The organism is Alteromonas sp. ABH4_453 (assembly GCF_056160665.1).
Genome location: NZ_JBSWXP010000002.1, coordinates 612556 through 636732 on the forward strand (window position 1 = coordinate 612556; position 24177 = coordinate 636732).

The 24177-nt window shown below is 40.3% G+C and carries 14 protein-coding genes and 1 pseudogene; 14 read left to right on the top strand and 1 reads right to left on the bottom strand.

Annotated features, from left to right (window positions below; all coding sequences use genetic code 11):
- The first annotated feature begins 21 nt into the window (after positions 1 to 21).
- From ACXAGV_RS06125 to ACXAGV_RS06140, 4 genes and pseudogenes are all read left to right on the top strand, one after another.
- Entirely contained in the window at positions 22 to 3093 is a 3072-nt protein-coding gene (locus ACXAGV_RS06125) for an FG-GAP-like repeat-containing protein (protein ID WP_474872473.1), read from the top strand.
- 70 nt (positions 3094 to 3163) lie between these two features.
- Positions 3164 to 5239 carry an FG-GAP repeat domain-containing protein gene (locus ACXAGV_RS06130; RefSeq protein WP_474872474.1) on the top strand — a complete coding sequence of 692 codons (2076 nt, stop codon included), beginning with the start codon at positions 3164 to 3166 and terminating at the stop codon, positions 5237 to 5239.
- 18 nt (positions 5240 to 5257) lie between these two features.
- A complete protein-coding gene (locus ACXAGV_RS06135; RefSeq protein ID WP_474872475.1) occupies positions 5258 to 7030 on the top strand; it encodes a sulfatase-like hydrolase/transferase in 1773 nt (590 codons plus the stop codon).
- Between the two features lie 627 nt (positions 7031 to 7657).
- A pseudogene (locus ACXAGV_RS06140) lies at positions 7658 to 8014 on the top strand (CatB-related O-acetyltransferase); the annotation flags it as partial.
- Positions 8015 to 8025: 11 nt separating this feature from the next.
- On the opposite strand, the gene ACXAGV_RS06145 reads toward ACXAGV_RS06140, so the two are convergent.
- Positions 8026 to 9207 carry a hypothetical protein gene (locus ACXAGV_RS06145; protein WP_474872476.1) on the bottom strand — a complete coding sequence of 394 codons (1182 nt, stop codon included), beginning with the start codon at positions 9205 to 9207 and terminating at the stop codon, positions 8026 to 8028.
- A 101-nt stretch (positions 9208 to 9308) separates the two neighbouring features.
- Here ACXAGV_RS06145 and ACXAGV_RS06150 point away from each other — a divergent pair, with 101 nt between their 5' ends.
- The 10 genes from ACXAGV_RS06150 (at position 9309) to kdsB (ending at position 24177) form a co-directional block, all read left to right on the top strand.
- Positions 9309 to 9794, top strand: coding sequence for a hypothetical protein (locus ACXAGV_RS06150; protein WP_474872477.1), 486 nt, complete (start codon positions 9309 to 9311; stop codon positions 9792 to 9794).
- 103 nt (positions 9795 to 9897) lie between these two features.
- The gene (locus ACXAGV_RS06155) at positions 9898 to 10767 is read left to right on the top strand and encodes a WcbI family polysaccharide biosynthesis putative acetyltransferase (RefSeq protein ID WP_474872478.1); all 870 of its coding nucleotides are present in this window, start codon (positions 9898 to 9900) and stop codon (positions 10765 to 10767) included.
- The gene (locus tag ACXAGV_RS06160) at positions 10757 to 12319 is read left to right on the top strand and encodes a glycosyltransferase family 32 protein (protein WP_474872479.1); all 1563 of its coding nucleotides are present in this window, start codon (positions 10757 to 10759) and stop codon (positions 12317 to 12319) included. Before ACXAGV_RS06155 ends, ACXAGV_RS06160 begins: the two co-directional genes overlap by 11 nt.
- The gene (locus tag ACXAGV_RS06165) at positions 12320 to 15013 is read left to right on the top strand and encodes a hypothetical protein (RefSeq protein ID WP_474872480.1); all 2694 of its coding nucleotides are present in this window, start codon (positions 12320 to 12322) and stop codon (positions 15011 to 15013) included.
- A gap of 19 nt (positions 15014 to 15032) precedes the next feature.
- Positions 15033 to 16310 carry a class I SAM-dependent methyltransferase gene (locus ACXAGV_RS06170; RefSeq protein WP_474872481.1) on the top strand — a complete coding sequence of 426 codons (1278 nt, stop codon included), beginning with the start codon at positions 15033 to 15035 and terminating at the stop codon, positions 16308 to 16310.
- A 4-nt stretch (positions 16311 to 16314) separates the two neighbouring features.
- Positions 16315 to 17256 carry a sulfotransferase family protein gene (locus ACXAGV_RS06175; protein WP_474872482.1) on the top strand — a complete coding sequence of 314 codons (942 nt, stop codon included), beginning with the start codon at positions 16315 to 16317 and terminating at the stop codon, positions 17254 to 17256.
- A gap of 166 nt (positions 17257 to 17422) precedes the next feature.
- Entirely contained in the window at positions 17423 to 21703 is a 4281-nt protein-coding gene (locus ACXAGV_RS06180; protein WP_474872483.1) for a capsular polysaccharide export protein, LipB/KpsS family, read from the top strand.
- Between the two features lie 18 nt (positions 21704 to 21721).
- Positions 21722 to 22660 (top strand): KpsF/GutQ family sugar-phosphate isomerase, encoded by a 939-nt coding sequence (locus tag ACXAGV_RS06185; protein WP_474872484.1) that lies wholly within the window; start codon positions 21722 to 21724, stop codon positions 22658 to 22660.
- Positions 22644 to 23423 carry an HAD family hydrolase gene (locus ACXAGV_RS06190; protein ID WP_474872485.1) on the top strand — a complete coding sequence of 260 codons (780 nt, stop codon included), beginning with the start codon at positions 22644 to 22646 and terminating at the stop codon, positions 23421 to 23423. Before ACXAGV_RS06185 ends, ACXAGV_RS06190 begins: the two co-directional genes overlap by 17 nt.
- Positions 23413 to 24177, top strand: coding sequence for a 3-deoxy-manno-octulosonate cytidylyltransferase (gene kdsB, locus ACXAGV_RS06195; RefSeq protein WP_474872486.1), 765 nt, complete (start codon positions 23413 to 23415; stop codon positions 24175 to 24177). Before ACXAGV_RS06190 ends, kdsB begins: the two co-directional genes overlap by 11 nt.

Below are 24177 nucleotides of genomic sequence, written 5' to 3' on the forward strand. Positions count from 1 at the left end.
ATTAAATGACAAGGACGCCTTATGAATTGCATACGCATGTTGCTTGCCCAGTGTTGCCTATTCTCGCTAATTTTAACTTCCACTTATGTAAATAGCGCAAATTACCAGACGTTTGAAGAGTTACTAAATAACGAATCGTTGATTTTATCGGTTGATAAAACCACTCTTGATGAATATGGTATTCTAATAGAAGGAATACTAGTTAAATCAGATTCTGGTACATGGAGTTTTTCAGATTACACACAAACGCAAATTGTTCCCTCTTACAATGTAGTGTTTTCAGCTGGCGGAAATCAGCTTACCCAGACTTATCCAGATAAGTCCCATGGAAGTACTTCTTTCCAAATGTACGACGTTTACAGCGATACATATCGTGACCGGTGGGGCGATCTAGTTGCCGACCAGCTTGTTGCAGCTTTTGAACAGGGCTTGATAGCGCAAACGCCATCTTTACAGTGGACAATCGTAACTGACAATGTCGTGTACACTCTTTCTAACTCTGCAGAAGGTTATTTCGATGTTACCGCTAGCGTTACGGTAGAGGAAGTACTCTACATACCGGAACATGTTGTCAACGGAATAGAAGGTGGTTGGCAAGGTGAATCGGAAATTTCCGCGTTTTCAACTAATACATTTGATGATGTTCGTTTTGAGTTTGGCATAGAAGAGCGAGGGATTACGTTCGACACCTTAGAGGGCAAATATGCAGGCGTTCCCGTGGTCGATGAAATCGACTTCCATTTCGACGATGAAAAAAATTCTATTGTTCACGATATCTTCATGTTATCAAGTGTACCTACAACGTTATTAAGTCAAGTTTTAGAGGACTCATATACCGCCGAACTGAAAAGTGAAGAGATTCTGATAAATATGAACGATGTTTTGTTTATCATTACGCCTATCCAACAAGTGAATGAATCGGTATGGACTGTTCTTGTTGAGGTCAGCGCAGATGGAGAAACGTATCGCTTTGCTCGCGAATTAGTAGCTATGGATGGCTCAGCGGAAGACTTTGGTCAAAATTTGGTCTCAAACTTTCCCTTTGTTTACAACGCGAATATCAACGGTCGTGTAGAAGCCCAAGTAAATGAAAAGGGATGGGCCATTTGCGACATGTTATTTGCATATTCCTTCAGCGATGATGGCTCATTTAATAGAGGTATTTCCTGTAATAATGGTGTGATCCAAATGGGGAGTCCAGGTTGGACGTGGACCAACCACGAAGGAAAAATTTCATTAAATTTTGAAGCAAGTTATGCAATAAGGGAAAGAAATTGGATTCCACTAACTACTAATGAAAATGGGCTCACTTTCGTCTTAGAATATAGTACCTATGAAGACGTGTTCAATGGAACCAGCGGTGTGTTTATTGCTCCACGTATCAACTATCTGGAGTTAATCGACCTTAGTCAATACAAAGAAGAGTACACTGCCGGCGGTTTTAACGGTGATAACGACGGTGACGGAATCTCAGACTCTGATGACGATGACGATGATAACGACGGTATGGGGGACTTTTTCGAAGAAAGTTATGGCCTAAATCACCTAGATAGCAATGACGCCAATCAAGATGCCGACAATGATGGATTAACTAACTTTGAAGAGTTCACATTAGGAACAGATCCTACAAAATCAGATACAGATGGAGATGGTGTTCCAGACGTTTCTGACGACTTCCCTCAGGATGCTTTAAGAACAGACTCTACAACTCAACTATTCACGTTTACCTATACGTTTGACGGGAATACTAGAGGAACTGCTGGGCATGAACTAACTGCTGTTGTAGAAGGCACACTGCTAGACGATAACGATACGGTGGTTATCGCAAATGTTGTGAGTGCCTCTTTAGCCGGCGTTGACTATGCAATAACAAGCGACTTAGCTATACGAGCTGCTAATCCAGCTTATGCTGCAAGAATGAGCTTATCTGGTGACGTATTAGACTTCTGGGTGTGTGTACAAGGGTTCACATTTAGTGAAAACGGTGGTGACTGCTCATTCGGGGTAGACGGTGGTTTCTTAATTTCTCCCCAACTAGATTTCGAAACTTTGGCTTGCATCGAACCCGATGAAAACGGTGATTGTATCGTATGGGCTTGGGCTGGAATTCCCGAATTGGGAGATGATTATCGAGACGGCGATATTCCATTTAATTCGGCGAATTGGTCTGCACAGCAGTTAAATACCTACGCTCCTGTAAATGATCTGAACGCAGATGGTAAATCAGATTTATTATGGCGTAGCTTTGATAAAGGCTGGAACTTCTTGTGGACAATGAATGGAGTACAAACTGCTGCCGCGACTCCGATTAATGTCGTTCAAGAATATACTTGGACAATGGATGGTCTTGGTGATTACGACGGTGACGGTAAATCTGACATTTTTTGGAGAAACAGCGAAACAGGCATGAACTTCGTCTATTTGATGGATGGAGCGAATATCAAAAGCCGTTATGTACTAAACTTCGTAACCGCCGGCACTTGGCAAGTTACGGGGAATGGCGACTTTAATGGTGATGGTATTGGTGACGTAATGTGGCGTAACGTAGAGCGCGGTGACACTTGGTTCTATTTAATGGACGAAGGGCGTATAGGTTCTAGTGAGCCTTCACAATGGGTTACCGATCTTAATTACAAGGTAGCTGCAACCGGTGATATCGATGGTGATGGCGACGACGATGTCATATGGCGTAGAGCGAATACAGGCCGCATTTACGTCTGGTTAATGGAGAATGGAGAAATAAGTTCTCAATACAGCCTAATCATTGTTAATACAGATTGGGAAATTGCTGGGGCTGGTGACTTAGACGGCGATGGCATTGACGATATTATACTGAGAAACCAAGTTGATGGACGAAACTGGGCTTACATCATGAAAGAAGGTCAAATATCAACAAGTACCTTAATCAATGAGGTTGCTGACCTAAATTGGCAAATCGGAAATATCGGCGATTATGACGGTGATGGTAAGGCAGACTTTCTATGGAGAAATAAAGCTGCAAGCAGGAATATAATCCATTTAATGGATGGTACTGCGGTGAAAAGTCGCGGAGTATTGAGGCCTACCGATAATTCTTGGCAAGTCGCTAAATAAACGGTAAAAGAGAGAGCATATGCTCTCTTTTTTAATCTCTTAAATTTCAGTGTACAAGGAAGTGATAGTAGTGGAACACGCTAGAGTAAAGGATATATCTAAAGTTCTGTCTGTATGTTTATTTTTCGTTTTTTTCGCAACTTACTCGTGGGCTGAAGATTTAGAACCTCCAGAGCTTACGTCTTTTTCATTAACTTCTCGAATAGTTGATGTCACTGATACTTCTCAAACAGTGGAAGTGTTTATTGGCTTAAAAGATCCAAGTGGAGTTGAAACACCTCTTGTATCAGCAAGTGGCGTTGATAATGAAGGCTCTACAGGCTTTGCGGCAGTGTCACTTCATTCTGGGAGTATTGAAGATGGAGTTTGGAGAGCAGTTATCAGTGTAAGTGCTGGCTCTCCTTCAGGCCAGTGGAAAGTAACTATTTTTCCGGTATCTGACTTAGCATTTAATTCATGGGGACGATTCGGGCCGGGTGATGAGTATGACGCATCATTTACCGTAATATCTAACACTACAGACGATACGCCACCAAAGCTACAGGAGTTTTCATTATCAAGTAGTTCTGTAAATGTATTTGATAGTGCGGCTAATCTAACGGTAAGAATGAGAGTTACTGATACTGGAACTGGGGTTGAAACACCGAAAGTTACCGCTAGAAGTATCGATGGCGACGCTTCAGCAGGGTTTGCGAATGTTTCACTTTTGTCGGGAAACAAAAATGACGGTATTTGGCAAGCTGCACTAACAATCCCTAAAAATTCGCAAGAGGGTTTGTGGGAAGTAGTATTATTTCCTCTAAGTGACGAAGCAGGAAATTCTACTGGTTTTGGCCCTGGTGAGGAATTTAGCTCTACCTTTGAGGTCATTTCTCAAAATGATGATAAAACTCCGCCAGAACTTCTAAGTTTTTCGGTTGATAAACGCGTAGCAAACGTTACACAGGGAGCCGATACAATCTCAGTTACTATGCACTTAAGAGACGTCGATTCGGGCTTGGAGACGCCATTACTGAGTGCTTCTAGTTTGATTAATGATGCAACTTCTGGTTTTGCCAGTGTTTCTCTGATTGATGGTGATATTTATGACGGAACCTGGCAAGCCATTATAACCCTCCCTAAAAAGATTACTGGCGGCCCGTGGAGAATAAACCTATTCCCTTTATCAGACCTTTCCCAAAATAGCTGGGATACATTCGGTCCTGGTGAAGGTTACGATGACCGCTTTACCGTTATTAGGAGTGCATCTAATCAAGATGTAAACGCTGATGGCAAGTCAGATCTTCTTTGGCGCAGCTTCGCTAAAGGTTGGAACTTCTTATGGACAATGGATGGCACTTCAGTTGCTAAAGCTTCTCCGATTAACGTAGTACAAGAATACACGTGGGCAATGGATGGATTAGGTGATTACGACGGTGATGGAAAGTCAGATATTTTTTGGCGAGACAGCGAAACTGGAATGAATTTCGTTTATCTGATGAATGGCGCGAGCATTAAGAATCGCTATGTTCTCAATTTCGTTACAGCGGAAACATGGCAAATAGTAGGCAACGGCGATTTCAATGGAGATGGCGTAGGGGACGTCATGTGGCGAAACGTTGAACGGGGAGATACATGGTTTTACTTGATGCATAATGGTAGAATTGAAATAAGTAAGCCTTCACTCTGGGTTACAGACTTAAATTTCAAGGTAGTTGCGACCGGGGACATAGATGGTGACGGAGACGATGACATCATTTGGCGTAAGCTTGATACGGGTCTTATTTATATCTGGATAATGGAAAATGGAAGTATTGCTTCAAAATATAGTTTAAGAGCAGTGAGCCCAAATTGGGAGATTGTCGGCGCGGGGGATTTAAATGGCGATGAAACAGACGACATCATAATGAGAAACCAAGTCGATGGAAGAAACTGGGTATATATTATGAACAGCGGGCAAGTGTTAACGAGCTCACTCATAAATCAAGTTTCAGACCTTAGTTGGCAAATCAGTAATATGGGTGATTATGACGGAGATGGGAAGGTAGATTTTCTTTGGAGAAACAAAACTGCTGGTAGAAACCTCGTTCATTTGATGGATGGCACAGCAGTTAAAAGTCGCGGTGTGTTGAGGCCAACAGATAATAATTGGCAAGTAGCAAAGTAGTAGTCATTAGGGATATTTATGGCAGTCATCAAAAGTTGTGGGATATTAGTCGTTGCTTTGGTAGCAGTTATTTCATGTGGGGGCGGTGATTCAGAAAGTAATCTCTCTAATGATTCGTCTAGTCAACAAGACTTAAAGGACTCGTATTCTTTTACCTTACCTGTAGAAATTAAATCTGACCAGAGCGTCAATCTGACTTTGGCTTCAACGAAGAGTAATGGCGCATCAAATATTACAGTGCAGTCGTGGAGCTCTTCCTTAAGTAGTACTCCCAATATACAAGCAGCGGGTGAAGGTGCTTTTAGTTTTGTCGCTCCCCAAGTAAGAAAGCGCACACCTCTTACCATTACAGCTAAATTACTAACAGAGTCTGGCATTGAATTTAGTATAGATGCTAAAACTCTTATAGTTCCTTCCAAACCTAACTTAGTCGTTGTTTTTACCGATGACCAGGGGTACGCCGATGTAGGTGCTCACAATATTGTTAATGATATTGAAACTCCAAATATAGATAAACTAGCTGCTCGAGGTGCGTTGTTTACGAACGGGTACATCACAGCTCCTCAATGTACGCCATCGCGAGCGGCAATGATTTCTGGTATATACCAACAGCGCTTTGGGGTTGACGACAATCGCTATACTCCTATCCCTACCAACGTGGTTACTATGGGGCAGCGATTTTCGGAACTGGGATATACGACGGGGTTGGTAGGAAAGTGGCATTTAGAAATCGATCAAAATTCAAAGCCATGGTTCAGAGAAAATTACCCAAATACACCCATTGAACAGTTCGACCCAGGAAAATTACCCTCGTCAATTAAAGAGCAGTTTTATCCGTCTTCCATGGGCTATAAATACAACTATTTCGGTTATGCAAACCGATATTGGGCTAACTTTGATCTAAAAGGTAGTGAAACAGCGTTAGGGTGGGTAAATAACTCTGACTACAGACTTGATGTGGTATCAGATGCAGCCACACAGTTCATCGAGATGAACTACAACGAGCCGTTTTACCTTCACGTTGCTCATTACGCACCTCACGTTCCTTTAGCGGCTACAGATGACTATTTATCATTGTTCCCAGAATATGATTCTAATCGTCGTAGGTACGCGCTGGCGATGATGTATGCTGTGGATTCAGGTGTAGGTCAAATAGTTTCGCAGCTTGAAAAGCACGGTATATTAGAAAATACCATTATCGCCTTTATCAGCGATAACGGCGCACCTGTTGGCCTTGACTTTACCGATGCTCCGATTTCTGAAAAGGAGGCGTGGAATGGGTCACTCAATACGCCCTTACTCGGTGAAAAGGGGATGCTTACAGACGGTGGTATCAAAGTGCCGTTTATTGTCCAGTGGCCAAATGAAATTCAAAGAAACACGGTCATAGAACAACCTGTAATAAGTCTAGACGTTCTTTATTCAGCGATAAAAGCAGCAGGAGCAGACGAAAGCATGTTGTCGGAACTAGACGGAGTTGATATTTTTCCTACTCAAGATTCTGATATCAGCGGGCTTGCGAACCGCCCACTTTTTTGGCGATTTTGGAATCAGTCAGCAGTCCGCCTCGGTAATTATAAATATCTAAAAATGGGCTCTGAACACGAGTTTCTGTTCGATCTGACGAATGAAGAATCTGACGAAAACAACTTGATATCAAAAATGCCAGAGAAAGCAGAAGAGCTGAAAAAACTTTACGAGCAATGGAACAAAAAAATGTTAAGGCAGCCAGAGCAAAATAACCTTAACTCCTCGGAACGAGAATGGTTAGGATACTACCTGCAGCCCTAGTTCAATATAAAATACCACTAAGTAGCTGTACTTGATTTTCCCAGGCAGTTTTGCAAGTAGAACAAAGCCATTCCTTGTTTAAGGAATGGCTTTTCTTTTAACCTCATATGTTTTAGCGCTGTATAAGTGATTCGTTATTATTTACTATTCACCCATTGCTTTCATGCAAAACCAGCCGATATTAAATTATAAGAAAGGGACGAACGAGTGATCCACAGAATAACAGTAAGTGACGAGTTATTAGCTCACTTTAACGAACACCGTGTTTATTTTACGCCATTTGGAAATTGTAAAGTGCAAGGAAGGTTTAGACCAAATGAACAGTTAGTGTTTCCTTCTAATGGGCGTATTGAACCTTACTGTAATTTTTTAAATGGCAGCTTCTTATTCTCTATGGGGTCTTTTTCGTTTACACGCAGCGTATTTCCCATCAACACGAAAGTAGGCCGATATTGTTCAATAGGTGCTAGAACGACAGTCATGGGCATTGACCATCCAATTAGCCGTTTTACCACGGCGAACATAACTTATGACCGCCAAAATATTACGAACGCGCAGTTTTTTGCCGACCACCCTGAGGTCGAAAACTTTCAAGTAAATAATACAGAACCGAAAAATGGACTGGGTATAACAATAGGAAACGACGTGTGGATTGGTGAAGATGTTACTATTGCACGTGGAGTTACTATAGGCGATGGTGCAATACTTGCCGCAAAAGCGCTTATCACTAAAGATGTGCCGCCTTATGCTATAGTAGGAGGGCTTCCAGCAAAAGTTATCCGATATCGCTTCCCCCAAAATATCATCGACCAGTTAATGGAAATGAATTGGTGGGACTACCAAGTCCAAAGTTTGCTTTCTGCTTCTGCTGACATTCCAATAGAGGCATTTGTAGAAATGGCTCGTAGCGCGATAAAAAGCGGCGAAGCGCAACCTTATCAGCCGCAAGTGGTCGATGAGTCGGTATTAAAGCCTTATTTTTAATTGTATTCGTGCTAGTTCTTTTCAACGAATTGCTTACAATACGATGAGGTAGTGTTAAATAATGCTACCTCATTCCAAGCTGGTGTTGTGACTGGCTTATTTTCATTGTAACCAGCGAATAACCCGAAAGGTGTACGATCGTGGTCTTTTTCTGGATTTGCATGGTATCTGTCATTTCCCGCGGTCCATATAAAATAAGCTGCGGGTGCTTTATCCGAGCACGACAATGCGTGGTAAAACCCCTTTAAGTACTCAACCCTGTCGCTTTCAGTGTAATTTTCTTCTTCAGTGCTATTGCTCAACCTAAATCCATATTCATCTATCCACAATGGAAGGCCAGCACTTTGGTATACATCAACGTATACACTGATCGCTTTTGAATACTCTTGCCAACTGCTTCCCACTGGCAAAGAACGGTTATACAGGTTAACAGGAAGATATTTAAGGTTCAGGAAGTGCTCTTTCACCCATTTGATGTAGCTTAACGCTTGCTTTTTACTGCGATAAGTAACCGTATCAAAAAGATAATCCTGAGCAGCTAGTTCTGGGTTTTTATGATTTAGAAAGTGAGGAAGCACTTTCTTTAACCAGTCAGCTTGGTATTTAGCATTAGCAGGTTGAACGTCACCGCCAAGCATTACCATGTGAATGTGCTCTAGAGGAAGCCCCGATAGCACAGATTCGAAAAAGATAATGTCGCTTTCTGGTTCGGCAAACCATTTTACTCCAGAAAGCACGATCTCTATTTTCAGGCCGTTATCGGCAATTTTGTCGATAAGGTGAGAGAGCACTGACAAATGCTTTTTAGCTAAAACCGGATACACCTCATCCATATTGAAACCGCAGCGCGGCGCATAAATTTGATAAAAGTCTTTGCTAACAAGCAGTCTGACCCACTCAAAGCCGGCAGTTTTGATCTCACGAATAGTGGTATCGAAGCGCTTTTCAATGTTATCTCGAGTTCCTTTGCAGGCCTCATCACCAAAATAGAGCTTTTCGGCAATTTGGACTAAGTCCTCCTGATCTCTGCCATTAAGATAGAAGAAATTTATGCCTTTTGCGGGCCGAGAAGAAGAAGGTTGATTATCAATATGTTGTGATTGAACGCCATTTGAATAAGAAAAGCACACAATTAGCGCAATAAAAAAACGAATACCGGAAATTTTATATAAAACACTGAAATTTTTTTTCATATTGCCTCGATTTGGATGTAGATGGGGTGCCTTGCTATTGGTTTAATGGTAATATAACAAGTATCAAATGAATGATTAGTGCTTGGCAAAAGGAATTAGCAATGAAAACAATAGGTGTTATATCAAGCTTCGTTGTAATTGTCGCTTTTTTAGTCTTGTTCTTTTATCCCTTCACTAGTAACGATACCAATGTATCCTCGCCAAGCACAACTATTGAGCCTAATGCTGCGATAACAAGTGTTGATAAGCCAATAGATTCAGCCCAACCAAATCAATCAAATATTATCAAGCAGCAAATAAAAGATGACAACCTAGCAGCGGCCGAACTAGGCCTAGAGACCGATCCAGAACTTTTAGCCGAAATAGAAAAAGATATGCAGTTTTCTGAAGCGCCAGAGGGTGATGTTTCTTACATGTCGCCTGAAGCTGAAACACCGCAACTTTTAGATGAAGCTTTTCCAGGTGTTGCGCCTGACCCTCACTTGACAATGCCTGGTAATATTCCCTCTGAAGACATGGATACGCAGAGTGATATTGGCGAACCGTTAGAAAAAAATACGAAAATGGATGATTTACCACGTCACTAATTGATATGGTACAGGGTTACGAAGTAAAGACGGTTTGTACAGTGTTAGTAAACAGATATTCTAAACGTGTTAAGCAGCAAGTGTTCGGTAAGGTGAAGGCAGTATGAAGTTAGTAGTTATTGGTAATTGCCAAGCTAGGCCTCTTGCTGATTACATTGAAAAGCTAGTTCCTACGATACAGGTAACTGCTACCCCAATAGTACACTTATTAAAAGATAGCGATGAAGCTGACTATCGCGACGCATTAAATGAAGCTGACGTTATTGTTACGCAGTCTATTTCAGACAACTACCCTTGCAAGTTTATTCGAACCAGTGAAATAAAGCGTTTGTACGGTGATAAAACCCATACAATAGTTAACCTTTATTTCAGCGGGTTTACGCCAGATTTGATATATATAAGACATCCTGAAGTTACGACTTTACGTGGCCCTTTAGGCGAATATCACAATAAAACCATTCTTGACGGGTGGCTACTTGGTATAAGTAAACAGCAAGTAGTGGGGTGGTTATCAGATCCATTCTACAACAAGCAAGAGTACGGTAAAGAAGATGCAAAGTCGCTTAGTGAGTTAAAGACGCGAGAAGCATCGGTTGATATAAAAATTGCAGACTTCATTGAAGCTACCCGCGGTAAATCAAGAACGTTCTTCACGTTCAACCACCCCTCATCAGTGTTACTAATTGAATATGCTAAGCGAATTTGCCTGCATATTGCGGGTACAACCGGGAAAGAAGATTGTATTGATGCCAGCATCGAGCCGCTTAATCAGCTAATACCACTAGTACCACCAGGTATAAAATGTGTTGAGACGGGTAGGGTTGAGTCGAAAGGTACACGTGTACTTAGTATCAATGGGGCAGATATTGAGTTAGGCGAATCAGCCACTTTTACTAATGAAGAATTGGTATCTCAGTTCTACGACATTTATGAAAAAAATGCCGAGTTTTTAAGAGCGAAGTATGAAGCCTAATACAGTTGTTCAGTTCTGGAATACATCAGATTTACCAGAAGATATCTCAAAGTTAGTTGCCACATGGAAAGCGCAAAACCCTTCCATGGAGCACAAGCTCTTTAGTTACGAAACTGCACGTCAATTTATAGCAGAGCACTACGGTGCTGAAATTCAAAACCTGTTTGAAAGTGCTGCACTACCAGCAATGCAATCAGATATTTTCCGCGTAGCTTACTGCTTAAAAATGGGCGGTTTTTATATAGATTGCGGTACAAAGTGCAATGCGTCTATAACGCCGTTGCTTTCAGATGATGCTCTGTTTTTAGTAAGAAAGTGGCACGGCGGAATTTGGAATGGAGCAATAGGCTGCCGTGCAGGGCACCCTGCTCTGGAATGGATATGGAATCGCATTATTCAAAATTTGAAAGCGCGAAACAGTAACGATGTATGGAAGTTAACAGGGCCACTATCATTTAATCAAATGGTAGAAAGCAAAGCGTTCGAAAACACCGTAAACGTTGTAGAGCAGCCAGCAACTAAGCCGTACTTTGACATTGTTAATGAGCTTGAGCACAAAAAAAAGCACTGGTCGAAAGTACAAGAAAAGCAAAGCGTGTTTAAAGACAGCGTTGCAGCGAGTAACGATTTTAATGGGCACGAGCAAACGACTACAGCTAATACAGATAGCCCTGAATTGGCCATCGAGCATAACGCGCCTTCAGCTCAGATAGATACTGGCTTAAACTCGGAAAAGGGCGGGATAGAAGGCGTAGTAGAAGGCAAGGTAGAGTGCAAGGTAGAAATTGCGGGTGGCTTCGAGCGAGAAGACGTAAGCCGTTTAATTGTTAATATCAATAACGTTGTTCTTTCAACTGGAGTCGTGGCGAGTTTCCCGCTTATCATTAACAGGCGAGGGAACAGGGCCGAAGTTGAGTTTTATGAGCCTAAGCCAAACCGCCGTTTCCCGCTATCTCAGTTTATTGCCAGTGGCAATAACGGCGTTACCGATTATATGCTTGTTATGCCAGAGCAAATGGCAAGCAACGCTTTCTACAAGCTTTCCTCTAACGACCAAGCAGACTTAATAACTATACTAACGCAGTTAAACATAGCGCTTTTGAAAGAGCAGTTTGCCTTAAAAGATAACGTAAATGTAGGGAAAACGAGCAATTGGTGTAAAGCAGTTGAGCAACTGATTTCTGGCTTTACAGAGGCAAAGACAGAAGAGTCTGTTAGTCGTTTTTCACAAAACGAAGCCAGTGTAGTTGTTAAAAATCTGGCATTGTTGAGTGATACGAAGCAAGAAGACAATGTACTTGTATTGCGTGGTAACGCTTTGGTCGATGAAAAATCAGAACCTCAGCGTTTTACCCTCTCGCTACGTGCCGATAGCAATGTAAATGCAGTTACATCAGCAGAGCTTGATAATGCAGCGCTACTACCTAATAAAACACAGCTTTTGCACGCTGTGGGCAGTTCACTTCACAAAACAAACCTCAATGGTAAAGTATTGTCATATTCACTTGAACGTTGGTATTACGCGTTACAAAAATTCAGTGGGGAATGTTAAGTGGGTCAAAAACTAATTATTGCGCCTAACGAATTTTTATTTTCGTACATGGGTTTAGCAACTGAAAAAGTGGAAAAAGGCGCGCTAGCTTTAAATGTAGATTGGTCTGAAGAACTAGGTGATTCTGAAATAAACGACACTTTAATTAACAGTGTTGTACAGGCTGAGGCACCCCATATTAGCATTGCAGTAAGCCAGCAAAGTGATGAAGCTGCCCACGGAATAAAAGCGCTTCTTATGTCGCCGCAAGATTACATAGTGGCTTCATTTGCAAACGCGTTACCTAAACAGGCAGAAGTGACAGAAGCGATAAAAAACTGGGACAACTATTTTAAAGCTTTGCAACAGCATCAGTATCTATTGGATGAGCACTTCGCGATTGAACTGCTACCCACCTCAAGTTTGCCGAAAGAGTTACAAACATTAAGCAACACTGTTCGCTGCGCCCTTCAAAGTGAGACTGAAACCAACGAGTTGTTACAACAGTTTGAAGCTTTTAGCGCTCCCGACAAAACCCAAAGCTGGGTTGACGTTGTGTGCTTCGGTTTAATGCAGTACAACAACATTGAAAGCACAAAAAATGAGTGTGCTAAAGCCAATGAAGCTTTAAACACAGCTAAAAGCGAACAAGAAGCCGTTAAAAAAGAATTGGCTCAAAAATCAGAAAGCCTCGCCCAGCTAACTCAGCAGCTCGAAAAAGAGCAAAAAGAAAAAGAGGCAGCAGTAAAAGAGGTTACAAACACCAAAAGCACTGCCGCAGAATTAGACGCGAAAAATAAAAGCGCATTAAGCGAGCTTGCCAGTGCACAAGAGCAAGCTTCAACGTTAGCCGCAGAAAATAGCGAGCTTAAAAGCGAGAACGAGCTATTGCTACTGCAAACTCAGCAGCTACAAGAAGAGTTAGAAAGCGCTTTTGTTGAAGCTAGTAAAACCAAAGCTGCGGTTGCAGATTTAGAAAATAAGTATAAAGAAACAGCGAACAAGCTAACTGAAGCGGACGTTGAAAAGCAACGCATATCAAAAGAAAATAGCGAGCTTAAAAGCGAGAGCGAGCTTAAAAGCGAGAGCGAGCTATTACTACTGCAAACTCAGCAGCTACAAGAAGAGTTAGAAAGCGTTTTTGCTGAAGTTAATAACGCCAAAGCTGCTGTGGCAGACTCAAACACTAAATACGAAAAAGCAAACAGCCAACTAGCTGAAGTAAATGCAGAAAAAGAGCGCATAGCAAAACAAAATACAGAGCAAGCTAAGGAAAATGAATTACTGATGCTCCAAATTCAACAGCTGCAAGAAGAGTTAGAAGCAGCCTTCTCGAAGCTATCTAACGTTGAAGCGGATTTTGAACGCGTAGAGCAAAACTATAAGCAATTACAAGAAAATGCCAAAGCAGAAGAGATTGCATCAACGCACGATAAGGTTGTGGCTGAGAAAGTCACTGGCCTTGAAGAAGAGAAAGCGCTATTACTGCTTCAAATAAATCAACTACAAGAAGAGCTAGAAAGTACGTTTGCACAATCTAAAGATGCTAAAAAGGCAAAAGACAGCGTAATTCAGAATTTAGAGACAAAGCTAGCGCAGGCAGAGAAACACTCGCCTAAACTACAACGAGAGTTAGAAAACGCGATGAATGAACAAGAATTATTACAGCTACAAATAAAACAACTTCAAGAAGAACTAGAGTTTTATTTTACTGAATATCAAAAATTAAAAGGTGAGTCGCCTGATAACAAAGCACTGGCTGAATTCAAGAGCAAAGTAGAAGAGCGATTCCCACACTTGGTGCTAAGCGAAGGTGTAACCTTAACCGGTGGCGCAAACCAAAAAGACCTGCAGCGCATAACCGCCCGCTTTACGCAAGTTGAACATGGTGATAAGCACTGGAATGCGTTTTCTATCATCGTGAACGATAGAAAAGGTGTGCTAGATATAGAATTACATGCACCAGATAAAAAGCGCGTTTATCCTTTATCAAAATTCGTGAAAACAGGTAGCAACAAAGTATGTGACTTTTCGCTACTTAGCCCTTTTACCGATGCAGGTAAAAAAGCATTGGCAGAATTGCCTACAGTAGATCATTTATTGCTAATAGGCATTATTGAAGAGCTGCAAACCAAACTTCAGCAAGGCAACGTTCAGCGCACCGATGCAACAGCAAATTTAGACGTTGCATCATGGCCAGAAAAGTTACAAAAACTAGCAACGGCATTAAAACAACTAGCGCCAAAACAAACATCTAAACCGTTTAATTTCAAAAAGCTTAGCCTTAAACAGAATATGGTAGGAACTACAAACGAACACCTACTTATTTGTGTTGAAAACTTACAGGCAAACGGCATTAGCTTCCCTGCGTTCGACATTAAAGTTGGCGCTAAACAAATAAAAGATAAAGCATTTACCGAATATGGAAGCCTTGAGTTTAGAGAGCTAGCCAATAACCAAGCGCCGCTTGCTACCTGGCCGCCAGAAACTAAAGACAAGTGGGGGCTAAAACTAGTACTCGATTTGCCAGCACAGCTAAATGAAGAGCAGCAAAACGCGATAAATAGTTTAAAAGAAGAAGATCAAAAGTTTGTTAAAGAGCTGCTTACAAAGCTAGCAGATAGGCTTCATACACTAGACCGTAAAAAGCTTAAAGTGAACCAGCCGCTTGAAAACTGGCAGAAGCTAATAGCAGTGATGGCTGAAAAGTTCTAAAAGAACATTAGGAGGGGCTATGAGCGATTTATTACACATTGTAAATGGGCTGTCGGTGCAACCAAAGTGCGTTTTAGTGCTTGGAGCGCGTACTGATGCCACGCTTAATTGGCTGTTTTCTTTAACAGCATCAAAAGTTGTTTTAGTAGAGCCAGAGCCGGCAATGTTTGAAAAAGCCAATGCACTGTATAGCGCTAAAGGCAAGCCTAACAATGTAACCATAGCGCATGGTGTGCCGGTATTTGAGTCCGAGCAGAAAACAGTTTCTTATTTCGTATCAAATGTACCAGGGTTTTCGTCAACACTTCCTCCAAATGTTATTAAAAGTATACGACCTGCACTGGAATTCACTGAACAGGAAGTTCCGGTAATTAAGCTAAAGCATTTACTTCAGCAATTTGATATTTCAGAGAGCCGTTCTGGCTTACTTATTTCGCAGCTTAATGGTGGCGAGCAGCAATGCTTGAATAACCAAATATTAAATCCATTCACCCATGTGATAATTCAAAGCTCACTAAGGCCAATTTTTGGTGAAAGTAAACCCGCAGAAAAGCTTAAAAAAAAGCTTACAGAATGTGGGCGAGATTATCTTGAGTTAGCTGAGTCTATGCCGCCATATTCTAACTTTGTGGCAACCAAAAAAGTAAATGCTGAGCAGGCATTGAACTACTTCAGTCAAAGGCAACAGCATCGAGAAATCAAGTTAGAGCTAGAAAAGCAGTTGAGTGCTTCTCAAAGCAATGCCAACAAAGTTGCCGAAGAGCTACAGCAGGCTAAGCAACAACTGCAGACCGCCAAGCAAGAAGCTGAAGAAAAGCAAAAGGAATTGGCTGAGGAAAAATCACAACTGCATTCGGAACTAGAAGACTTAAAAGAACGGAGTCGAGAGCTTGGCGAGTCACGAGATCAGCATAAACATTGGCACCTCGAAAATAAGAAATTGGCTGAAGGCCTAGTAGAAAAAAACAGTTTATTAGAAACAAAACTAAGTGATTGTGAAAATCAGTTGTCAGCTTTAGAAAGCAACATGGCTGTTTTAAAAGAAAGCTGTAACGCGAGCTCGATAAAAGAGAAAGACGCTTTAAAAACACTAGCGCTAAATACTAAATTGATGAGCAAGCTACAAAGCGACTTGGACGAATTACGCTTTCAATATAAAGAAAAAGTTGAAACGGAAAAAGCGTTACAAGAGTTGATAGCAGAGCTGCACATAAAATTAAAACAGGCGTCAGTTTTTTACCATAACCTAGAGTCGCGGTTTCCTGAAATTGCGAGTGCGACCAAGGATCTTGGTTAGGGCTATGGATGATTTAAAAAACATGCAGCGTCAATTAGATGATGCATTGAATTTGTTAGATAAACACGATGTCTCGGCCAGACCTGATAACGAAAGTACTAATTTTGTAAATCATCTTCCGTTGAATGAAGCAAAAAGCTTAATCGAGCGCTGTGAAAAAGCCCTTGAAGAAAGTACGCTTAATACTAAGCCGACTATAAAGGTAATCCACCATTTAGCGTGTAGCGGTGGTACTTTGGTCTCCAAATGTATAGCTGCATTACCAAATGTATTTCTCTTAAGCGAGTTACATCCTACATCCAAGTTGCATATGGGAGGGGGCAAGCCGAAGTTTTTACCAGCAGATGTTATAACACAGTCAAGGTATGCCAGCGTTCCAGATGTCGATTCGTTAGCATGGAAAATCTTTACTGATAGTATAAAAACTACAGAGCAGCATGTATCCAGCTTTGGGGGGCATCTCGTCATTCGTGAACATACACACTCAGACTTCTGTGTAGGAGAAAATTTCACAAGGTATTCTTCTGTTGTGGAGCATTTATCAGAAGAGTTCAATGTGCTACGAGTTGCAACATTAAGAAATCCTATCGATTCGTACTTGTCTCTTCTAAATAATAAATGGGAACACTTTGAACCCAAAGGGTTTGGGGAATACTGTAAAAGAGTAGACACGTTTATTAGCGAATATACTCCAGAACAGATATTTAAGTACGAAGACTTTGTAGAAAGCCCCAAAGAAAGCGTTCAGAACATGGCAAAAGTGCTAGACCTTCCATTTTCTGATAGCTTCCTAGATACCTTCGATATTTTCAAAGTAACTGGAGATAGCGGCCGGTCAAGTAACAACATCTCCCCTCGCTCAAGGAGAGCAATCTCAGAGGATCTTTTGAGAAAAATGCAAGATGAAGATAGTTTCAAAATTTTAAAGGACAAGTTTGGTTATTAGCTAACTCTTTAGGTAAAAACTCAAATTGAACAAACTTTCTATACTTGTAATTAAATATAATTTATCAAAAATTTATTACATTAATGATCAAATCTTACTTGAATAAAATTAAGCTACAAAATGTAGTGTATTAACATTATTTTTAAATTTCTAAGTGGTTTAAAAAATGAATCGTGTTTTAGTTGAAAATGTTGAAAAATATGGTGATCCAGTTAAAAGAGATGTCTGTCGGGGGCTAGAAGCTCTAAATTTTCAGACAGTTTCTTTTGGTCGTAAAGTTGATTACTGTGACTACTGGGAAAAGGTTAAAAGCGTTGAACAAAATAACGTTAAAGTGACGCATGAGCAAATCCTATATGACATTAGAGGTTCTCAAAGGCGTTATCCCGAAAAAAGCCAAGAAGAATTAATAGAGAGCTACAGAAAAGTTTTGGATTCGGTTTTTGAACTTTTAACTTCTCAAGAATTTAAATTCGTAGTTATTTGGGGTGGACTACTTCAATCATCACGCGCTATTAAGCGAGTGTGTGATGTATTGAAAATAGAATGCTATGCAACTGAGTATTCTTTTGATAAAGGAAGGATTTATTTCGATAAATGCGGAATTATCGGTAACCAACACGAGTTTTCGAAAAAGCAAGTTTCGCTTCCTTTTTCGGAAAAAGATAAAGGACGAATGTTGGAGTGGGTAAAGGTTTGTGAGCATACCAAAGCTAGTTTTCCAAGGTCAAAAGTAGAAGATCTGATTCGTGCTCAAAAGTTTTGTTCTGATAGTAAGGTAAACGTTCTACTAATAGGTCAATGTAATATAGATACAGTTATTACGTATGATTTGCCTGATTTCGAAGATACTTTTTCAGCATATGAAGCCGTGGCAAAAGAAGTTAAAAAGTTACCAAACGTAAATTTGGTGGCAAAGCTACATCCAGGGGATAAAGTAGAGTATAAAGAGCGGATAAAATCTTTACTATCTGAAGGTTACGGTTATGAAGTGATTGATGACGATACTAATACATATTCTTTAATGAGCGTTTTCGATAAAGCAATTACCATTAACTCACAAGCTGGCCTAGAAATGTTAATGCATAAAAAAAACGTTCTCACACTGGGAGATAGCTTTTATTCCAATAACAACTTAGGGCTTAATTTAGCAAGCTTTAACAATTTAGAGTGCGCTATAGCGGCACTGGTCTCTTCCGACATAAGTGATGCGGACTACAGTGAAATATTATCTTATACACACAATTATCTTTATAATTATCTTATTGACAGAGATGTGAATGTTGCTTCAGGGATTGCGAAGAAAATAGGCTATTACGGCCAAAGGCGTAGAGCTGAATCCCTCGTTATAGTTCATCCATCAGCGTGCGACCATGGCTCAGCTTTTTATTTGCAGGAACTCTCAGAGAAGCTTAAACAGCAAGGTATAGAAGTTTTAATTATATCTGAAGGCGCATGCCCTCTAAATTGGAATGGTGTTCAATGGCTAAGGCTCAAGTTTAGAGGTAAGTTGTTATCGCGTGAAATTAAACGAGTTGTAACGGAATTTTCACCTTCATATATAATGCAAGTAGGTGTGCGGACAAGGACAATGAGAGCAGCTCTAGAGCTAAAAGTTTTGACTAATGCAGAGTTGATTGTCCAAGCGGAAGATGATGAAGACGCTGTATTTGAAAAATACTACCCCAAAGCGAACTTAGAGATTTTACGTGTATTAGATAAGCCAGAACTGAACAAAAATGATTTCCGTAGTTTCCTATCTTTAGTTGATATGGAGCACTCACTTAAAGTGTTTAGCGACCCAGAGTTTGACCGCTGGGTAGAACCCACTCTTCGTATACTATGCTACAAGTTATCTTCATTGCACTGTTCTATATGGGACGACATGGCTGATAGATTGTACGATAGATATCGAAAACCTTCGTTCATTATCCCCCCCGTAATTTCAGTTGATGAGTATGAGACTATCAACAGAAATAATTTTGACAAGCAAAAGTTATTAGAAAAATATAATGTAAGGGCGGATACCTTTTTAATTTTTATCAACGGAAGTATTTATCCATATTCAGACGAGTTTGAAGTTTTCGTTCAAGCCGTAAAAGAATTTAAAATTGGTGCTGGAGTAGGCGTAACTTTAATGATTTCAGGAAGGGCTCCTGCGAACCTAAAAGCCTATGCTCAAGCAAATTTAAAAGGTAGCGTTTACTTCCGTAATCTAAAATCTCCTAGTGACGAAGATTACAACAACTTGATTAAAGCATCAGACATAATATGCGCCCCTGGCTATAATGACGATTTTAATAAGTACAGAATGTCCTCTCGCTTAGTTAAAGCTATAGCCCTTAACAAGCCGATATTTACTTATAAGACCGGGTTCGCGAGTAAATTGAAGTCATTAGAGCATGGTTATTTTACTTCTTCTAATTCGAAGAATGAATGGGTATTCTTGCTAATGTGTGCTTTCCTTAACAAGGAAAGCGACGAAATAACCTACAATGCACGTAAGTTACTCATAGATAAGTTCTGTTCTAAAAATATAGCATCTAGACTTGCTAATCTTCTAAAATCAATGAGTAGTAATACTGGAAAAAATTCTTCGGCTCTACTGAATGAAAGGTACGCAGAAAAATTTTCTACTTATACTAAAGCTATGTCTCACAGTGATGATTCTTCACTGACGTCACACCCAACATATAAAAAAGTAATTAGCCATGGTTTATTTAACGTTTCCGCGGACGAGTTCTTCTCACTTTTTGAAAGTCTAGCTCAGACTGACAACTTAAGACAGCTAGAGGTGGTAATAAAGGTTTTTGAATTTGTTTATCGAGATGATAGAAAATTAAGAGTTAAGCTGATTGATTTGATCTTTAAGTTGAAGTTATGGGCATTGTGCTCTGAATTGATCGAGTCAATTTTTGCTAGTTTCACGGATAGCAGTAATGATTGTGCTTTGCTTAGAAGGCTAAGTATATGTAGTCGACATCTGGGTGATTTAAAAAGCGCCATTGAGTTTGGGGCAAAAGCTCTAGCATCGAATAAAAAAGCTGACATCGATAATATGATCTCCCTTTTGTATCACATAGATGAAAAGAGCATTAGAATTGATTTAGAAAGCTTTGGAATAGATAGGCAAAAGTTTGTTGAAACTCAAATTTTAAATGCAAATAACACACACCACTACAACAAGTTTGTCCGTGCCCTGGCAGAATCAATTGGAATAGAGCAATCACTAATCAGCAATTATCATAACAATGCATATAGTAGTTGCAGTAGTACCAAAGAAGCCCTCGAGTTTCGCAACCTAGAGTGGGTGAAACAAAATGACCAGTCTACTTACAGCGCTATAAAAAAGGGCTTCGGTGACTTTTTTGTAGCTCATGAGAGCGCTACTTTGAACGAGCTTGATACTAAAAACCTTGTTGTGTTCAAAGATGATAAATTAATTCCAATGGAAGAATATAAAGGCGATATTTGTGTGGTCTATTTACCCCACGTTTTCTATAGCCTAGTGTCTACTGCACAGAAAGCAAGTGGACAAGAGCGCTTTTCAAATGATACAAAGCGCGGTGTTCTCATGTTGATTGAATACTTAGTCAGATCAACAGATTCTGCGATAATATTTAAGCATCAGTTCCATAACTCAAAAATAGATGCGAGAAACCATACAAGTAGGTTTAGAAGAGTATTTAGCCATCACACAAAATCAATCGGTCAGGTTAGCAATGCTTCTCATTATCACTATAAACAGTCACCTTTTCCTGGTTATATGATGTTAGACAAACAAGGTTACTCTGGTTGGTCGAAAGCTTCCGAAATTTCACGTGCTGAGTTACAAAATGTTGACACCCATAGTGCAGAAACTTTCTTTGAGCAATTGGTTAACCAATTTGTTAACTTCAGACAATCGAAATATACTCAGAAAGATTCAGCTTTCAACGTTTCAAAACCCTTTGTATTCTGTGCGATGCAACTTCTCGATGATTCTGTTGCAAAACTGGCGAAGTTCAATTCACTAGACATGGTTAAGTTGACAGTCGATGCTTTGAAAGACAGCGATTACAACGTTGTTATAAAGCGCCATCCTTTCTGCAAAAATGAGGAGGTTGGAAAGGTGCTAAAAAGGCTAGAGAATGAAAAACATGTAATTGTTACTGATGCCTCTATTCACAAAATCTTTCCTAATGCTAGCGGAGTAATCACAGTTAACTCAGGAGTAGGTCTAGAAGCATTTCTTTACGGAAAAAAAGTGTTTGTGACAGGTACGGCTGAGTATAACAGTGTGGCAACTCAACTATTTACTGAGGATGCTTTTGCGGGTTTGCCGGCAGCTTTAAAAACTCAAGAGCCAGATTTGCACAAACAATTTTTGTATAAATATTTTTCAGAGTACCTTTTTAACCTAACTAAAAATTACGAACAGTTATCTAAATTTATAACACTTCAATAATTACAAAATGGAATTAGTATGTTTTCGAACTTCATAAATACCGCTAAAAGAGTAGTGGACATCGAACTTGAAGGGATTAGAGGTCTTCTTTCTAATCTCGACCAGTCCTTTGAGCTCACTGTGAATACGATACTGCAATCTAAAGGACGAGTTATTATTTGTGGTATGGGCAAATCTGGGCTTATTGGAAAAAAGATTTCAGCTTCGCTCGCTAGTACTGGAACTCCAAGTTTTTTTATGCACCCAGGAGAAGCTTTTCATGGTGATCTTGGTATGGTCACACCGGATGATGTATTCATAGCAATTTCAAATTCAGGCGAAACAGACGAAATTTTAAAAATACTTCCTTTTCTGAATGATAATGGAAATTTCCTTGTTGCAATGACGGGAAATAGTTCTTCTACCTTGGCTAAGGCTGCCAGCAGTGTTCTAAATATATCAGTTGACCGTGAGGCGTGCCCTCATCAACTTGCTCCAACGGCATCTACTACAGCAACACTTGTTATGGGTGACATCCTCACTGTTGTTCTGATGGAAGAGAGGAGCTTTTCACCTGAAAATTTTGCTAGGTTCCACCCTGGTGGCGCATTAGGTAGAAAGCTATTATCGAAAGTAGCGGACGAGATGGTGGCACTCCCACCCACAGCTTTAGAATTAGAGTCACCGTTTATAGAGGTTGTGTCTGCCATCTCTTCTGGTGAGCTGGGATTTGTAATCGTGCAAGGTTCTGAGTGCTACGACTTTTCCGTAATAACAGATGGTGATATCCGACGCGCTATGGAAGAGTTTAAGCAGGATGTGTTTAATTTAAAAGCTCAAGATATTGCCTCGCAAGTGCCGCTAACGATTACGACTCAAGCTAGCACGAAATATGCATATGATCTAATGGAAGCGAGCAGGGTAAATTTTTTGTTAGCTTTGGAAGGTAAGGAACTAGTTGGTGTCCTCAAAAAGTAGTTTTCTAAAAACACATCCAATTAAAGCTATTTTCCTTGATATGGACGAAACTTTGTGCGACACAAAAGGCGCAGATCGAAAGTTACAGATTTGGATAGAAAAAACGCTACTAGTTGATTACTTTGGCTGTATAAACAAAAGAACAGAATGGGCGAAGAGCTTTATTCTCGGCATCTATAAAAAGTATGAATACCAAACAATCCTAGCACACGCAAAAAGTAGTGACGAGAGAGATTTTCGCATCTCATTGATTGTGTATTTATTCGATAGATTTGATATGAGCTGTTCATATGAAAAGGGCGCAGAACTTCTGAACATAATAAGTGAAAAACGAATGGAGTTTTTCAAATTTTTTACCGGTGTCGGTGAATTATTGATTAAGTTGAGAAAAAACTATTCACTAATAGTAATTACTAATGGCCCAGTATTGTCTCAAGCGCCAAAGTTATCTGCAGTGAAAATGGGAAATTTTGTTGACCACATAATTATCGGAGGAGAAGAGCCTCACGAAAAACCTCACCCTAGCATCTTTCAAAAGGCATTATGTTTGGCTGGTTTGAATAGTAAAGAAGTAATTCATGTCGGCGATTCATATGAAGCAGATATTGAAGGTGCGAGCAGTGTTGGGATAAAAAACGTTTGGGTAAATAACGAGTGTTCCAAAGAACATCTCGCAAAAGGCAGTGCCGATTTTGTTATAAAAAGTGTACTAGAATTGCCCGCGATCATTGCAAAGATTGATAAGGAATATAATGACAATTAGGCATATCGTTATTCCGGCTAGGTATAATTCTAGTCGTCTTCCTGGAAAGTTGATGCTTGACTTAGGTGGAAAGCCGGTCATAGCGCACACTATAGAAGTTGCGAAAAAACTAGCTAGTTCGGTACATGTAGCGACTGATAACGAAGAAATATTTAATTGCGCGGTAGAGCACGGTGCTAATGCAATCATGACCTCAGATAAACACCAGTCTGGCACCGATAGATTGGCTGAAGCGGTTGGTAAACTGGCGCTTCCTGAGCAAGATATAGTCATTAATTTGCAGGGTGATGAGCCATTAATTTCGCCAAAGTTGCTTACACAAGCGGCAGATTTATTAGAAAGATATCCCAACGCAGGAATTGCAACGCTGAAACAGCCGATTCTGAGTGTTGATGAACTCATGAACCCTAATATTGTTAAAATAGCAATGGGTGAAGATTCTTCGGTAGTTTATTTTAGTAGAGCACCTATCCCATTTAATCGTGATGAAATGAGAGGCTCACTGACTGATATGCCAAGTGGCGAATATTATCGACACATAGGACTGTATGTATACAGGGTAGGGACTCTACTTAATATTAGCGAAATGAAAGAGCATCATCTAGAAGCTACTGAGAAGTTGGAGCAACTTAGACCGATAGCTAATGGTGTTAGGATTGTAGCCGAAAATGCACTGGAAGTACCTCATCATGGTATCGATACTGAGGAAGATCTCTTCCGTTTAAGAAATAAACTAAAAGTTGAAAGCGAATAA